Origin of the sequence: Photobacterium pectinilyticum (assembly GCF_024357955.1) — a bacterium.
In the GTDB taxonomy this organism is placed as follows: Bacteria; Pseudomonadota; Gammaproteobacteria; order Enterobacterales; family Vibrionaceae; genus Photobacterium; species Photobacterium pectinilyticum.
The window spans coordinates 81,683-95,847 of sequence record NZ_JANEYT010000002.1 but is presented as its reverse complement, the minus strand read 5'-3'; the positions used below and the strand labels follow the sequence as shown (position 1 = coordinate 95,847).

Here is a 14,165-nt window from a genome sequence, read left to right as displayed (position 1 = left end):
CACACAACAACGTTACCAAACGATTATTCGACTATGAGCCCTACAATTTCCAGTAGCTTAGTTTCTTCCGCATCTTGAATTGACGCAGCAAATTAAGCGGTTTGGGTTTAAGCCCCGCCCTACCATCAGCCAACATCTGATTTGCAGCTGCCAATACACGTAAACTTGATTGGCCATCCCTATAAGGGTGTAGCTCCTGACAGTATTGCTCAATTTCAGCCATCAGTGCCGCTGGGCGCTGCAAAGCTTGCTCCAGAGCCGATTCAACCTGCTCAACATCAGTGACATTCAATAAATGCCCACTCGGGATCTGGTTACGAAATGTGACTACCGGTTTACGCTGTAATAAAAACATTAGCAAAATCGAAGACGTATCACACAGCATCACATCCGCTGCTTGTAGCAAAGGAAGAACATTATCTGTCTCGACAAACTGCAAATTCTCGTTTTGCAGTTGTTTGTATTGCTCAACAATGGCTGGATCCATTTTCGGGTGGAATTGAATTAACCAGCGCCATTTACCTGCTGCCGCTAGTCCCTTAATTTTATCGAAAAGCACAGGCGCACAAGTCAAGTTACGGGAAAAAGTCGAGCACATGAGTACTGTCGGCCGCTCATCGTCAGGCGCTTTATAAGGGTTATCGATGATGGGTGAAAACAACGGATCCAACGCCGGCCACCCAGTTTGGGCAACCCGGAAATAGCCATGCTCTAAAGCCAATTGTTCGAAACGCTCAGTCGTGTTTGGCCCCTGAGTGCAATACAGATCAAAGCACCCTCTAATTTGAAAGTGGCCATTACGAGCTCTTTTTCCAGAGTTAAAACCATGAAACACACCGACTTTAATACCAGGAATAAAATTTGGAACCACATTCCCTGGAACAAAGACGATATCCGGCCGCCAAGCTTTTACAGCCTCTACCGACGTCAGTAGCGTTTCATCTGCTTTGATATAGCTAGGGTTTGCTTCATTCCCTTCAATAAACCAGCGAACGTCACCACCCTGTTCACGTATCGTAGCCTGCAGCGGACGCAGCATGGCATAAGAATAATTCTGAGCAACATACATTAAATAGCGCTTGCTCTGATGGCTCACAGCTTCACCCTCGGCGTCAAATTACAAAAAATAATATGCATTCTATCCCAATCAATAGAAAGATTGGGAAATATCCCTATCTGTTATCAAGCATATATCCCGTTATAATAGGCAGATAACCCAAGACCACAAGCTATCGTATGTTTATCAGAGCCCTGTACACTTTGCTGCTGGCAACGGCATCTCCATTGCTATTGTTTGGCCTCTACCGCCGTCGGCCCAACAAACCCGCTTTTGGGCCGCGCTGGAAAGAACATTTCGGCTTTACGTCACCACTACCAACAACAAATGGTACCCGGCCCATTTGGATTCATGCGGTCTCTGTCGGTGAATCTATTGCTGCCATCCCGGTGATTAAAGCCATCAAAGCCCAGAACCCAGAGCAAACTATCGTCGTCACCACGACCACAAGCACCGGGGCTGAGCAAATCGGTAAGCTAGGTAATTTGGTTGAGCACCGCTACATGCCGATTGATTTTGCTTGGTGTGTCAGAAGGTTCCTACAAGCTGTCCGTCCATCGGCTCTGCTGATCATGGAAACAGAATTATGGCCCAATACCCTAGCCACCGTTCACCACACGGGGGTCCCGGTGATTGTAATGAATGCCCGCCTGTCAGCGCGTTCAGCCAAGCGGTACGCCAAGTTCCAGCCTGTGTTCAATATGATAGCACCCAACCTTAGCCACCTACTGTGCCTGCACCAAGACGATGCCGAGCGTTTTGCTGGTTTGGGGATCCCAACAAGCCGCCTGAGCGTCACCGGTTCGGTCAAATTCGATATACAGATAGAGCCCGCCTTGCTTGAACAGTCCCAGCAACTTCGCCAGCAACTGGGAGAGTCGCGACCAGTATGGATTGCCGCCAGCACCCACAAAGGAGAAGACGAGCAAATTCTCAAGGCGTTCAAGGCCGTCAAACAATACCACCCCAAATGCCTGCTGATATTGGTACCACGCCACCCGGAGCGCTTCGACAGCGTTGCTGAATTGTGTCTGTCGCAGCAGCTAAACTGTGTTCGCCGCACTTCAGTACAAAACGTCGATGACACAACTGATGTCTATCTGGCCGATACCATGGGGGAAATGTTGCTATTGATGGGGGCTGCCGATGTCACCGTAATGTGCGGCAGTTTGATCGGCGATAAGGTTGGCGGCCATAATATGCTTGAGCCTGCCGCTCTGGCGAAGCCTGTACTAACCGGGCCGAGCTACTACAACTTTACCGATATTACCCAACAGCTCGAAGCTGCCGGTGCATTAGAGGTTTGCGATAGCGCCAAACAGATAGGCGAGCGCCTAACTGCTCTGTTGTCCGATCCAGAACAATGCCAGCATATGGGTAAGGCCGCAATTGAAGTCGTACGGCAAAACCAAGGGGCCGTGACCAAAACACTGGCAGTGATTGGCAAGCAGCTTTCAGACAATAGTTAGAGTCGTTAAGCACCCGCAGCCATCAGCCGAATAAATCAGTCAGCCTGATAGCCGCTCAATAACCATTGCCAGCATTGTGATTCAAACTTGATCCCCCGCTTGCCTTGCTCTTTGACAAAAGATCGGTGCAGGCGGGACAGGTTATCTTCCTTCCAGCTCTCCCCCTCTTTTTCATAGCACTTATCAAAATCAATTAACCAGACCTGCTGCTGGCCATCTAGCAAGATGTTGTGGCTGTTGAGATCGGTATGGCAAACTTGGAGGTCGTGCATCTTTCTGACCATAGCCCCTATCGACCGCCAGTTTTCTTCCTGTAAGGCGACACGCTCCAACAGCGCGACTAAGTCTTTTGCGTCAGGCACTTTTTCCACCAAGAGGTCGGCTCGGTACGTCAGCCCCTGTTTGGTCGCACGGGCGGCCACCGGACGCGGTACTCGTACCCCACCACAGGCTAGCTTATCAAGCAGTTGGAACTCCTCGGCACTGCGGGTTTTCTCCCACCCGGTAAACCAATAAGCATCCTTGACCAGTTTGCCGAACAATCCGCCGCGGCGATAATGGCGCAATGCCATCTCTATGCGTTTGCCTTTGACAAACCATGTCGTCCCGCGGCCCTGGGCCGAGCCAATGACCAAATCTTGTTGCTGCCAGAAAGCCGGGTCGAAGCATTGCTGCGGATCTTCAGCCAATAATTCAGGGGCAAACCAGATCCTCTGGTTACTGCTTGTTATTTCTTGCACGCTTTATCTCCAAGCTTGAGGGACAGAGTATTTTACAATCACTTACCTGAACTGCATAATTTCATCTCTGATTGATTAACAGGACTTTGTCATGGCGTTATTTACCACCCCGCCACGCTCAATTTGTATTCTTAGGCTATCTGCCATCGGCGATGTCTGCCACGCCATTTCAGTCGTGCAGGCTATTCAGGCCCATTGGCCGTCAACCAAGATCACTTGGGTTAGCGGAAAAATCGAAGCCCAGCTGATCGGCGATCTGCCCGGCATCAAGGTTGTGGTATTTGACAAGAAAGCCGGATGGGCCGGTATGAAAGCCGTATGGCAAGCACTTAAGGGCCAAAAGTTTGATGCCCTATTGCATATGCAAGCCGCCATTCGCGCCAGCGCCCTGTCGCTCGGGATCAAGGCAAGATACCGCATCGGCTTTGGCAAAAACCGCACCAAAGAAGGACAGTGGCTATTCACCAACCGTCACTTACCGCATACCGAAAGCTTCCATGTGCTGGATAACTTTGCTGATTTTGCCCGCTACCTTGGCGTCCCTTTCGAGACCCCACACTGGCACATTCCACTGAGCGATGTTGACAGAGCCTTTGCGGCGCAGCATATCAATGGCAGGCCGACTCTTATCATCTCGCCAGCCGCGAGCAAGGACGAGCGTAACTGGCTGACCGAGCGTTATGCCCAACTTGCCGACTATGCCACAGAGAAAGGGGTGCAAGTCATACTGTGTGGATCGCCAGCCCCGCGCGAAATCGCCTTGGGTGAGGCGATCAGCCAGCACTGCCAACATGCACCGATTAACATGATCGGCAAAACCAGCCTCAAACAGCTGACAGCCCTGTTGGGCGCCGCCACTGTCGTGGTTGCCCCGGATACCGGTCCGGCTCATTTGGCAACAACTCAGGGCACACCGGTGATTGGCCTGTATGCGCATAGTAACCCAAAGCGCACCGGCCCTTACAACAGCCTACAGTATGTCGCTAGCGCCTATGAACAACATGCCGAGCAGCAACACGGCAAGCCGGTAGCAAACCTGCCATGGGGCGCCCGGGCCAAAGGGGAAACCCTGATGCAAGACATCCAGCTAAATGATGTCACTGCCATCCTAGACCAACTTATTTCCTAATTTTGATTTTTCTAACTGGAACTCATTATGACAACCCGCGTTATCTACCCAGGCACGTTTGATCCGATCACCAACGGTCATCTCGACTTGATCGAGCGCGCTGCCGCTATGTTCGACCATGTTGTCGTCGGCATTGCCTTCAGCCCAAGCAAGAAACCACTGTTTGATCTCAAGGAGCGGGTAGAACTGGCCCAACAGATCACCCAGCACCTGCCGAACGTAGACATTGTTGGCTTCTCAGGTCTGCTGGTCGATTTTGCCAGAGAGTACCAAGCCAACATATTAGTACGTGGCTTGCGGGCTGTTTCGGATTTCGAGTTCGAATTCCAACTGGCCAACATGAACCGACGTCTGATGCCTGAACTGGAAACGGTATTCCTGACCCCGGCCGAAGAGAACTCTTTCATCTCATCGACCATCGTCAAGGAAGTCGCCCTGCATAAAGGCGATGTCAGTCAGTTCGTCGACCCGGTGATCTGCGACGCTCTACAAAAAAAACTCAGTAAGAAATAACTTTTACGGTAAAAAAGAAGGAGGCATTCGCCTCCTTCTTTTTATCTTTGCCTATCTCGTCGTTAGCTATCAGCGCTGGTAGTAATCACGGTACCAATCAACAAAGGCTTTCACTCCTTCCCTGACCTTCACTTCCGGCTTGTAGCCTGTAACGTCGAACAGATCTTTGGTATCAGCATAGGTCGCATAGACATCGCCCGGCTGCATCGGCATGAAATTCTTTTTCGCTTCAATACCCAACGCATCTTCGAGCGCCTCGATGTAGTCCATCAGCTTCACAGGGCTACCATGGCCAATGTTAAACACGCGGTATGGGGCCGAGCTGGTTGCCGGTGTACCCGTTTCTACCGTCCAGTCTGGTGTTGTTTCTGGGATCTCATCTTGGATACGGATAATCCCTTCAACAATATCATCGATATAGGTGAAATCACGGCGCATATCACCGTTGTTGTACACATCGATCTCACGTCCCTCGATAATCGCATTGGTAAACTTGAACAATGCCATATCCGGACGCCCCCAAGGACCATACACGGTGAAAAAGCGCAGGCCCGTCGTCGGCACGCCGTATAAATGCGAGTAGGTGTGCGCCATCAGTTCATTCGATTTCTTGGTAGCAGCATACAAGGAGATCGGGTGATCGACACTGTCCGCGGTATCGAACGGCATTTTCTGGTTAAGGCCGTAGACCGAGCTCGAAGAGGCATACACCAAATGCTCAATATGATGATGGCGGCAGCCTTCGAGGATAGCCAAATGCCCGACAAGGTTACTGTCAGCATACGCCATTGGGTTATCGATCGAGTAACGCACACCGGCCTGAGCGGCAAGGTGGATCACCCGGTCAAATTTCTGCTCGGCGAACAAGTTTGCCATACCGTCACGGTCAGCCAGATCCAAAGCAATGAAAGTGAATTGCGGGTGGGCAACCCTGGCTAGCCGGGCTTCTTTTAGCGACACATCATAATAGTCATTGAGGTTATCAATCCCAACCACTTCATGTCCCATGGCACAAAGCCGCTCTACCACGGCACTTCCGATAAAGCCGGCGGCGCCGGTAACCAAATACTTCTTCATCTGCATAGACCTTACAAAACTGTACTCGTTATACATACTTAGTATAACGATGTGTGGCGGGATCATAGCACCCGCATGTAAACAGGGCTAGAGTCACTAGGCTAAAGCCGGTTCAAAATTCTTGACACTAATGTTCAGCCCTATTGAAACAACCTCAGAATAACAAGTTAAACGAGTCACTACTTCTGGCAATCACTGCAATAGACTGTGGCCCGCTGGCCAATTTTCACTTCGCTAAGTGGTTTATCACAGCGTGGGCAGGGCTCTCCTCCCTTGCCATAAACCTGAAGCTCCTGAGCAAAATAGCCCGGCTTGCCATCGGCATTTTTGAAATCTTTTAAGGTGGTACCGCCCTGCTTGATGGCAAAGGCCAACACCGATTTGATCTCATCGACCAGCAAGCCAAGCCGCTGGACAGAAATTTTACCGGCCTCACGCTTGGGATGGATCCCCGCGGCAAACAGCGACTCATTGGCATAAATATTACCGACACCCACAACAACATGGTTATCCATAATAAATTGCTTAACGGCAGTACGCTTGCCCTTGGCTTTATCTTGCAGGTAATCCACCGTAAAAGCCTCGCTCAACGGCTCTGGGCCCAATTTAGCCAAGACCGAATGCACATCCTCTCCGGACTGCCACAGCCAAGCCCCAAAGCGGCGAGGATCGTTATAACGCAAGATCTCACCACTCGACAGGCAAAGGTCGACATGGTCATGTTTTTCCGGTGGGATCCCAGACGGCAGAACCCGCAAACTGCCCGACATCCCCAAGTGGATAATGGCATAGCCGGCGTCAGTCTCGAGCATCAGGTACTTGGCGCGACGGGTAACCCGGCGGATCACTTGCCCTTCAATTTGGCTGATCTCTTGCGGCACCGGCCAGCGCAGTTTGGGGTTGCGTACAATAATTTTGGTGACGGTCTGATTCGTAACATGGGGCGAAATCCCCATCCGGCTCACTTCTACTTCAGGTAATTCAGGCATGACATTCTCTATCTTGGCGATATTATTATGCTGTCAACTATAACACCGGCGGAAACAAATAGGCTGCTTCCACCGATACCGCCAACCATTCGCCCTGCCAGTTTTGCAATAACCAATATTGCGGCTGCTGGTAGACCGTGACCCTGACCGGCTCTTCCTGACCTGCAAGCCAAATCTCGACACTGCTTGGCGGTGGCAGGGTTGACTTGAGCTTACCGACCATCTCATTGCTTATCGCCGTCCCCGTCAATGCCTGCCAATGACTGATCAATTGAGCGGCCGGCAGAGCAACCCGCGGACGGGCAAACCATTCACCGCCCTCTCGCTGGAGGCTGGTCTGGGGTAGATGTAACTGTTCAATAGTCGACTCGAAGGGCAGCAGCATCGCCATACCTGAGCCTTCTCGCGCTGAACCCTCTTGACCAAAACGCTGCTTAACAAGCTCAGGTAGCTGTACCACGGCGATAAAGCAGATCACAGCGATAATCATCACATTGTTCCAGCCACGGCGAGATAGCCTCATTGCGGCACTCCTTGAAAGCGAAATAGGAAGATATACCTAAAACTATACCGTTAAGGTACTAATAATGCAGGTGTAATGGCATGGGTAAAGGGAGGAGAAGGCGTTTTTGGGGTTGGTGTGGCAAATTTCAGGTATAAAAAAACCCAGTTAGAAAACTGGGTTTTTATCAAAAAAGTTATCAATCAATTACTTGATTTTCGCTTCTTTGTACATAACGTGCTTGCGAACTACAGGATCAAATTTCTTGATCTCGAATTTGCCTGGCATGTTACGTTTGTTTTTGTCGGTAGTGTAGAAGTGGCCTGTACCAGCAGATGATACTAGACGGATCTTCTCACGAATGCCTTTAGCCATTGTTCAAATCCTCTTAAACGTTCTCGCCGCGAGTACGCATATCAGTAAGAACGGCATCGATGCCTTTCTTATCAATGATACGCATACCTTTCGCAGAAAGGCGTAGTTTAACGAAGCGTTTTTCGCTTTCTACCCAGAAACGATGAGTTTGCAGGTTCGGCAGAAAACGACGCTTGGTGGCATTACGTGCGTGTGAACGGTTGTTACCCGTTACAGGACGCTTACCAGTTACTTGGCATACTCGGGACATTACTGTCTTCTCCAAATCGTTTCAGCTCGATATCTACCGTGGCTATTTCAATGTGAAAAGCAATTCTCACACATAACCACAGCTATCAAAGGTCGCGCATTATACTAAGTCAAAACCAGTTGCTCAAGTCCCGAGCAGTCCTTTCTCAACTTTTTAAGCAAAAAATGACGATTTTATAGCCATCCTCGCTCTGCAAAAGAAGTGATTTCTCCGTCACCGACAACAAAGTGATCCAGAACTCGAATATCCACCAACGCCAGTGCATCACTGATGCGACGGGTAATTCGGCGATCTGACTGACTTGGCTCTGCCACGCCTGACGGGTGATTATGCGCTAAAATGAGCGCGGCTGCATTAAGTTCTAGTGATCTTTTTACAACTTCCCTCGGATAAACGCTCGCAGCATCGATTGTTCCTTCGAAAAGTACCTCTCCATTGAGCACCCGATGCTGGTTATCAAGAAATAAAATATAAAACGCTTCACGGTGGCGATCGCGCAACACATGGCTGAGATAACGTCTTGTATGAGCAGGGCTTGTCAGCGCATCTTCCTTCTTGAGCGTCTCTTCAAAGTGACGCTGATTCATTTCCAAAACCGCTTGCAACTGGGCATATTTGGCCGGTCCTAGCCCTTTATATTGGCAAAACGTGGCTTTATCGGCTGCCAGCAGTGCCCGCAGCGAGCCAAAATTGTCCAGCAGCTCTGTCGCTAGTTCTATCGCATTCATCCCGGTAATACCGGTACGCAAAAAAATAGCGAGCAGTTCGGCATCCGATAAGGCCCCGGGGCCGCGATCCAATAACTTCTCCCTCGGCCGAGACTGCACCGGTAATAACTTGAGCGACATATCTACCTCCTGAAGCCTTAGCTAAGCTCCCTCCTCGGTATTAAGCAAGGTACGTCACTGTATCTCCTACCACCTGCACAAAAAAGCATGGTTGAGTTGCAATACCCGATACCAAGCTGCCAACTGGATCGCAACCCAAAAGCCTCATCCATAAGCCCTTAACAACAGCTCCCACACCAAATTTGATCCCGAGCAAGGAAGCTGGCTTTTTTTGGTGACTACCAATTTTTGGTGGTAAGGTGTGGCGCATTAACATTCCGGATATCGAGAGCAGGCAATAAGATGCAAACTTTGGCAGGAAAAAAAATTCTCCTTGGGATCAGCGGCGGCATCGCGGCCTATAAATGTGCAGAGCTAACTCGTCGGCTCATTGAGCGCGGCGCACAGGTACAAGTCGTTATGACCAAGGCCGCCAAGGAGTTCATAACCCCGCTCACCATGCAGGCAGTCTCCGGCAGGCCGGTATCCGACAGTTTACTGGATCCTGCAGCAGAGGCCTCAATGGGCCACATCGAGCTGGCCAAATGGGCCGACTTGGTGCTGCTTGCCCCGGCAACCGCTGATCTGATCGCACGTATGGCCGCAGGTATGGGCAACGACTTGCTCACCACCCTATGCTTGGCAACCGACTCGCCGATAGCTGTCGCCCCGGCAATGAACCAACAGATGTATCGCCATGCGGCCACCCAAGAAAACATTGCCACCCTCGCCCGGCGCGGCTGCCATATCTGGGGGCCAGCGAGCGGTGAACAGGCCTGTGGTGATGTCGGCCCGGGCCGGATGCTCGAACCAATGCAGCTGGTTCACTTGGCAGAAGACTTCTTTAAGCCAGCCGACCTCGGCGGTATGTCTCTGACTATAACTGCCGGCCCGACCCGTGAAGCCATTGACCCGGTTCGCTATCTGACTAATCACAGTTCCGGCAAGATGGGGTACGCGATTGCCGAAGCTGCGGCTAAACGTGGAGCCACCGTCACTCTTATCAGCGGCCCGACCAACTTGGCCACGCCCCATGGCGTGACCCGTATCAATATTGACAGCGCCGAGCAAATGCACCAGGCCGCACAGGAACATGCGCCAGCCAGTGATATATTCATCGGCTGCGCTGCCGTCGCCGATTTCCGCCCGGCAGAGGTTGCCGAGCAGAAAATGAAAAAGAAAGATGGTGAGGATGACATGGTGATCCGCTTGGTGAAAAACCCGGATATCATTGCCAGTATTGCCGCGCTTGAAGCTGGCCGCCCGTTCACTGTCGGCTTTGCGGCCGAGACCCAGGATGTCGAACAGTACGCTCGCAGTAAGCTGGCACGTAAACAACTTGATCTGATCTGTGCCAATGACGTGTCGAACGAAGGGCAAGGCTTCAACAGCGATCAAAATGCCCTGCACCTATATTGGCCAAAAGGTGATAAAGCCTTGCCGCTAGCCAATAAGGCAGAGCTTGGCACTCAGTTAATCGATGAAATAGTCGAACTATTCAAAGCTGGGCAACAAGATTAATTCCCACCGCCGGTGCTGAGGAATTAACCGAATAAGATCAAATATAAAGCCCAGCCCTTCAGGTTGGGCTTTTTTTGTCGATAAAGAGATCAGTATCGGCGGGCAATGCTTTTCACAACCGGATTACGCCGCTAAGATATGCGGGTTTCACCCTGTCCAATGACAGTCTTATTTTGAAAAGGAACGGTTATTCATGGCTGGCAACAAGAAAAACAACCGCCGCGAAGAAATTTTGCAAGCGCTGGCACAAATGTTGGAATCTGCCCAAGGCAGCCAACGTATTACAACCGCCAAGCTGGCAGCTCAGGTTGGTGTCTCAGAAGCCGCCCTCTACCGCCACTTCCCAAGCAAGGCGAGAATGTTCGAAGGGCTGATCGAGTTTATCGAAGACGCTATCACCACCCGAATCAACCGCATCCTCGATGATGAAAAAGACACCCTTCAACGCCTGCGCATGGTGCTGCAACTGATCCTCGGTTTTGCCGAGCGCAACCCGGGCCTGACCCGTATCATGACCGGTCACGCCCTGATGTTTGAACAAGACCGCCTTCAGGCTCGCATCAACCAGCTGTTTGAGCGTATCGAAACCCAGCTGCGACAGATCCTGCGTGAGCGCAAGCTGCGTGAAGGCAAAGGCTTCCCGGTTGACGAATCCATCTTAGCCGCCCAGCTTCTCGGTCAGGTTGAAGGCAGCCTCAACCGATTTGTCCGCTCAAACTTCAAGTATAAGCCGACGGCGAACTTCGACGATTATTGGCACCTTCTCAGTACAGAATTGGGTCAAGAGCGGCGCGAAACCCTCGTTCCTTAATAACAAATTCAATAAAAAAGCGAGAGGTTTTCACCTCTCGCTTTATCCATAAACTACATTTTAGGTTCTTACACCTTACACCCCGTATTCCGCACGGTAGGCCTTCACTGCTTCGAGGTGTTGCTCCATGCCATCCTGCTCTGCTAGGTAACTCACCACATCGCCCAGCGACACGATAGAAATCACCGCACAACCGAAGTCTCGTTCGACTTCCTGAATTGCCGACAGCTCGCCTTTGCCTTTTTCCTGACGGTCAATGGCAACCAGCACACCGGCCAAGTCAGCACCGTTGGCCTTGATGATTTCCATTGATTCACGGATCGCCGTACCGGCAGTGATCACGTCATCCACCAACATAATGCGGCCTTCCAGCGCACTACCGACCAAATTACCGCCTTCGCCGTGAGCCTTGGCCTCTTTACGGTTGAAACAATAAGGGGTATCAACATCATGATGATCAGCCAATGCAACAGCCGTGGTGGTCGCAATTGGGATCCCCTTGTACGCAGGACCGAACAACACATCGTACTCGATACCTGCATCCACCAATGCCTCAGCATAGAAACGGCCTAGGCGTGCAAGATCACGTCCCGTATTGAACAAACCCGCATTGAAGAAGTACGGGCTCTTACGGCCGGATTTCAGAGTGAACTCACCAAACTTCAATACCCCTTTCTCCAAGGCAAATTCGATGAACTGACGCTGATATGCTTTCATGGTTTCTCCTTAATAGGTGCAACTAGTCATTACTATTTAAATCAATGGCCCGGATCTCGCTTTCAGGCAAAGCGACATCCAAGCCAAAAAAAGCGGCTCCAATAGGAACCGCTTCAAAAAATTAACTTTCCAGCGCCTGCTTCTGAATGCTGACGATATCGGCAATGCCGTCTTTGGCCAGAGCCAGCATGGCCAGCAATTCTTCGTGGCTAAAGGCTTCGCCCTCAGCAGTACCCTGGATCTCGATCATCTTACCTTCTTCGGTCATGACCACGTTCATGTCTGTTTCTGCCGCCGAGTCTTCGACATACTCCAGATCGCAAATCGCCTCACCGTTGTAGATACCGACAGAAACAGCCGCAACCATACCTTTAAGCGGACTGGCTTTCAGCGTCCCCTTTTCAAGCATATAGTTGATAGCGTCAACCAAGGCCACCATCGCACCGGTGATAGATGCAGTACGCGTACCGCCATCGGCCTGGATAACATCACAGTCTACCGTGATCATCTGCTCACCCAGCGCTTCCAAGTCAACTGCAGCACGCAGGCTACGAGCGATCAGGCGTTGGATTTCCATCGTACGGCCACCCTGCTTACCACCAGCAGCTTCACGGCGATTGCGCGAGTGGGTTGCACGCGGCAGCATGCCATATTCAGCCGTCACCCAACCTTGACCTTTACCTTTTAGCCAGCGCGGCACATTCTCTTCCACACTTGCGGTACAAATCACCTTGGTATCACCAAATTCAACCAACACCGAACCTTCGGCATGGGCAGTAAAATTACGGGTAATAGTAATAGGACGAACTTGGTTGTTGCTTCTTCCGCTTGGACGCATCAGTGGCTTCCCTCTGGCTGGATGACATTAACCGGCGATTATAGCCACAACCAACCGGTTGTGCACGCGAAACCCAACCAGCATGGCTTTTCCCGTACCGAGTGCGGGCAGAGTCGGCATATACCCAAGTTACTTGGGTATATGCTTAAGGCTAAGTATACTCTTGGCATCCGGATAACTGCGCACCACCTCCACGTTATGACGGTGGCTTGCCACAAGCAACCCACCCAAAGCAGTTATCAACCACCACTATTAGAGGCCACTAGCCAATGATTCATAGCATGACCGCCTACGCCCGTCGCGAAGTTAAAGCCGATTGGGGTACTGCCGTATGGGAAATCCGCTCGGTAAACCAACGCTACCTAGAAACTTACCTACGTATGCCAGAGCAGTTTCGCAGCCTAGAGCCTGTTCTGCGTGAGCGTTTCCGCAAGCGCCTGGCCCGCGGCAAGGTTGAATGCAACCTGCGCTTCGAAGTAAACCCAGCCACCAATACCGAGCTGAAAATTAATGAAGATCTGGCCAAGCAGGTGATCAATGCCGCCAAGTGGGTAAAAGAGACTGCCGGTGAAGGTAATGTTGGCCCGTTCCAGGTATTGAACTGGCCGGGTGTGATGGAAGCGCCAGAGCAAGATCTCGATGCTATCAACAAAGATTTGCTCAGTGCATTTGACAGCACGGTTGATGACTTCATCGCTGCCCGTGCTAGCGAAGGCGAGAACATGAAGGCGCTTATCGACCAACGTCTTGAAGCGATTTCAGTGGAAGCAACCAAGGTTCGCAGCATGATGCCAGAAGTCATTAAGTGGCAGCGTGAACGCATCATGACCCGCCTAGAAGAAGCCAAGGTAGAGCTTGATGCTAACCGCATCGAGCAAGAGCTGATCATGCTGGCGCAAAAGAGCGACGTAGCCGAAGAGCTGGATCGCCTTGACTCGCACGTCAAAGAAACCCAGAAGATCATGAAAAAAGGCGGTGCCTGTGGCCGTCGCCTCGACTTCATGATGCAGGAATTCAACCGCGAGTCGAACACCCTGGCCTCAAAATCAATCAACACCGAGATCACCGCAGCCGCCGTTGAGCTGAAAGTGCTTATCGAGCAGATGCGCGAACAAATCCAAAACATCGAGTAAAGCCCCCGCTATACTCACCGAACACCAAAAGCCCTGTTAATGAAACAAGGGCTTTTTTTGGTTAGCGCACAGCGCAAGTTCGCAGCTCGCCTTCTCTTCATCGCACGATGTTGAGAACAATTAAATATTCTCGCCCCCACATGTGTGATACATAATATAAACAGCTGAGCAACAACCAGTGACAGTACTCAGCGCTTAAACACAGACAGAGATGGTG

General features: G+C 51.1%; 16 protein-coding genes. 6 read left to right on the top strand and 10 right to left on the bottom strand.

Annotated elements, in window-relative coordinates; genetic code table 11:
- Positions 1-40 precede the first annotated feature (40 nt).
- On the bottom strand, positions 41-1,096 hold the full coding sequence (locus NHN17_RS01495) for a CDP-glycerol glycerophosphotransferase family protein (protein ID WP_255040329.1): 1,056 nt from the start codon (positions 1,094-1,096) through the stop codon (positions 41-43).
- A gap of 140 nt (positions 1,097-1,236) precedes the next feature.
- Between NHN17_RS01495 and waaA the strand changes: the two genes are divergently transcribed.
- Positions 1,237-2,526 (top strand): lipid IV(A) 3-deoxy-D-manno-octulosonic acid transferase, encoded by a 1,290-nt coding sequence (gene waaA, locus NHN17_RS01490; RefSeq protein ID WP_255040328.1) that lies wholly within the window; start codon positions 1,237-1,239, stop codon positions 2,524-2,526.
- A 35-nt stretch (positions 2,527-2,561) separates the two neighbouring features.
- Here waaA and NHN17_RS01485 read toward each other — a convergent pair whose 3' ends face one another.
- Positions 2,562-3,266 carry a 3-deoxy-D-manno-octulosonic acid kinase gene (locus NHN17_RS01485; RefSeq protein ID WP_255040327.1) on the bottom strand — a complete coding sequence of 235 codons (705 nt, stop codon included), beginning with the start codon at positions 3,264-3,266 and terminating at the stop codon, positions 2,562-2,564.
- 91 nt (positions 3,267-3,357) lie between these two features.
- Here NHN17_RS01485 and NHN17_RS01480 point away from each other — a divergent pair, with 91 nt between their 5' ends.
- The gene (locus NHN17_RS01480; RefSeq protein WP_255040326.1) at positions 3,358-4,395 is read left to right on the top strand and encodes a glycosyltransferase family 9 protein; all 1,038 of its coding nucleotides are present in this window, start codon (positions 3,358-3,360) and stop codon (positions 4,393-4,395) included.
- A gap of 27 nt (positions 4,396-4,422) precedes the next feature.
- Positions 4,423-4,908: a pantetheine-phosphate adenylyltransferase gene (gene coaD, locus NHN17_RS01475; protein ID WP_255040325.1), complete on the top strand. Its 486-nt coding sequence runs from the start codon at positions 4,423-4,425 to the stop codon at positions 4,906-4,908.
- 69 nt (positions 4,909-4,977) lie between these two features.
- Here the strand turns inward: coaD and NHN17_RS01470 are convergent, their stop codons facing one another.
- The 6 genes from NHN17_RS01470 to radC all read right to left on the bottom strand — a co-directional run bounded on the left by NHN17_RS01470 (position 4,978) and on the right by radC (position 8,949).
- Positions 4,978-5,985 carry an NAD-dependent epimerase gene (locus tag NHN17_RS01470; protein ID WP_274124987.1) on the bottom strand — a complete coding sequence of 336 codons (1,008 nt, stop codon included), beginning with the start codon at positions 5,983-5,985 and terminating at the stop codon, positions 4,978-4,980.
- 179 nt (positions 5,986-6,164) lie between these two features.
- The gene (gene mutM, locus NHN17_RS01465) at positions 6,165-6,974 is read right to left on the bottom strand and encodes a bifunctional DNA-formamidopyrimidine glycosylase/DNA-(apurinic or apyrimidinic site) lyase (protein ID WP_255040323.1); all 810 of its coding nucleotides are present in this window, start codon (positions 6,972-6,974) and stop codon (positions 6,165-6,167) included.
- 37 nt (positions 6,975-7,011) lie between these two features.
- Positions 7,012-7,497, bottom strand: a complete 486-nt coding sequence (locus NHN17_RS01460) for a hypothetical protein (protein ID WP_255040322.1) — start codon at positions 7,495-7,497, stop codon at positions 7,012-7,014.
- Positions 7,498-7,683: 186 nt separating this feature from the next.
- Positions 7,684-7,851, bottom strand: coding sequence for a 50S ribosomal protein L33 (rpmG, locus tag NHN17_RS01455; RefSeq protein ID WP_004405486.1), 168 nt, complete (start codon positions 7,849-7,851; stop codon positions 7,684-7,686).
- 13 nt (positions 7,852-7,864) lie between these two features.
- A complete protein-coding gene (rpmB, locus tag NHN17_RS01450; RefSeq protein WP_107349761.1) occupies positions 7,865-8,101 on the bottom strand; it encodes a 50S ribosomal protein L28 in 237 nt (78 codons plus the stop codon).
- A 173-nt stretch (positions 8,102-8,274) separates the two neighbouring features.
- Positions 8,275-8,949: a RadC family protein gene (radC, locus tag NHN17_RS01445; protein ID WP_255040320.1), complete on the bottom strand. Its 675-nt coding sequence runs from the start codon at positions 8,947-8,949 to the stop codon at positions 8,275-8,277.
- Positions 8,950-9,231: 282 nt separating this feature from the next.
- Between radC and coaBC the strand changes: the two genes are divergently transcribed.
- Both coaBC and slmA read left to right on the top strand, forming a co-directional pair.
- Positions 9,232-10,449: a bifunctional phosphopantothenoylcysteine decarboxylase/phosphopantothenate--cysteine ligase CoaBC gene (gene coaBC, locus NHN17_RS01440; protein WP_255040319.1), complete on the top strand. Its 1,218-nt coding sequence runs from the start codon at positions 9,232-9,234 to the stop codon at positions 10,447-10,449.
- A gap of 193 nt (positions 10,450-10,642) precedes the next feature.
- Positions 10,643-11,260, top strand: coding sequence for a nucleoid occlusion factor SlmA (gene slmA / locus NHN17_RS01435; protein WP_255040318.1), 618 nt, complete (start codon positions 10,643-10,645; stop codon positions 11,258-11,260).
- Between the two features lie 75 nt (positions 11,261-11,335).
- Here slmA and pyrE read toward each other — a convergent pair whose 3' ends face one another.
- The gene (gene pyrE / locus NHN17_RS01430; RefSeq protein ID WP_107349756.1) at positions 11,336-11,977 is read right to left on the bottom strand and encodes an orotate phosphoribosyltransferase; all 642 of its coding nucleotides are present in this window, start codon (positions 11,975-11,977) and stop codon (positions 11,336-11,338) included.
- A gap of 121 nt (positions 11,978-12,098) precedes the next feature.
- Positions 12,099-12,815 carry a ribonuclease PH gene (rph, locus tag NHN17_RS01425; protein WP_255040317.1) on the bottom strand — a complete coding sequence of 239 codons (717 nt, stop codon included), beginning with the start codon at positions 12,813-12,815 and terminating at the stop codon, positions 12,099-12,101.
- Positions 12,816-13,084: 269 nt separating this feature from the next.
- Here rph and NHN17_RS01420 point away from each other — a divergent pair, with 269 nt between their 5' ends.
- Positions 13,085-13,948, top strand: a complete 864-nt coding sequence (locus NHN17_RS01420) for a YicC/YloC family endoribonuclease (protein ID WP_255040316.1) — start codon at positions 13,085-13,087, stop codon at positions 13,946-13,948.
- Positions 13,949-14,165 lie beyond the last annotated feature (217 nt).

Excerpts from the sequence above, each read along its gene's own strand:
- waaA (WP_255040328.1), top strand. The coding sequence starts at position 1,237 with ATGTTTATCAGAGCCCTGTACACTTTGCTGCTGGCAACGGCATCTCCA.
- NHN17_RS01480 (WP_255040326.1), top strand. The coding sequence starts at position 3,358 with ATGGCGTTATTTACCACCCCGCCACGCTCAATTTGTATTCTTAGGCTA.
- coaD (WP_255040325.1), top strand. The coding sequence starts at position 4,423 with ATGACAACCCGCGTTATCTACCCAGGCACGTTTGATCCGATCACCAAC.
- NHN17_RS01470 (WP_274124987.1), bottom strand. The coding sequence starts at position 5,985 with ATGAAGAAGTATTTGGTTACCGGCGCCGCCGGCTTTATCGGAAGTGCC.
- mutM (WP_255040323.1), bottom strand. The coding sequence starts at position 6,974 with ATGCCTGAATTACCTGAAGTAGAAGTGAGCCGGATGGGGATTTCGCCC.
- NHN17_RS01460 (WP_255040322.1), bottom strand. The coding sequence starts at position 7,497 with ATGAGGCTATCTCGCCGTGGCTGGAACAATGTGATGATTATCGCTGTG.
- rpmG (WP_004405486.1), bottom strand. The coding sequence starts at position 7,851 with ATGGCTAAAGGCATTCGTGAGAAGATCCGTCTAGTATCATCTGCTGGT.
- rpmB (WP_107349761.1), bottom strand. The coding sequence starts at position 8,101 with ATGTCCCGAGTATGCCAAGTAACTGGTAAGCGTCCTGTAACGGGTAAC.
- radC (WP_255040320.1), bottom strand. The coding sequence starts at position 8,949 with ATGTCGCTCAAGTTATTACCGGTGCAGTCTCGGCCGAGGGAGAAGTTA.
- coaBC (WP_255040319.1), top strand. The coding sequence starts at position 9,232 with ATGCAAACTTTGGCAGGAAAAAAAATTCTCCTTGGGATCAGCGGCGGC.
- slmA (WP_255040318.1), top strand. The coding sequence starts at position 10,643 with ATGGCTGGCAACAAGAAAAACAACCGCCGCGAAGAAATTTTGCAAGCG.
- pyrE (WP_107349756.1), bottom strand. The coding sequence starts at position 11,977 with ATGAAAGCATATCAGCGTCAGTTCATCGAATTTGCCTTGGAGAAAGGG.
- rph (WP_255040317.1), bottom strand. The coding sequence starts at position 12,815 with ATGCGTCCAAGCGGAAGAAGCAACAACCAAGTTCGTCCTATTACTATT.
- NHN17_RS01420 (WP_255040316.1), top strand. The coding sequence starts at position 13,085 with ATGATTCATAGCATGACCGCCTACGCCCGTCGCGAAGTTAAAGCCGAT.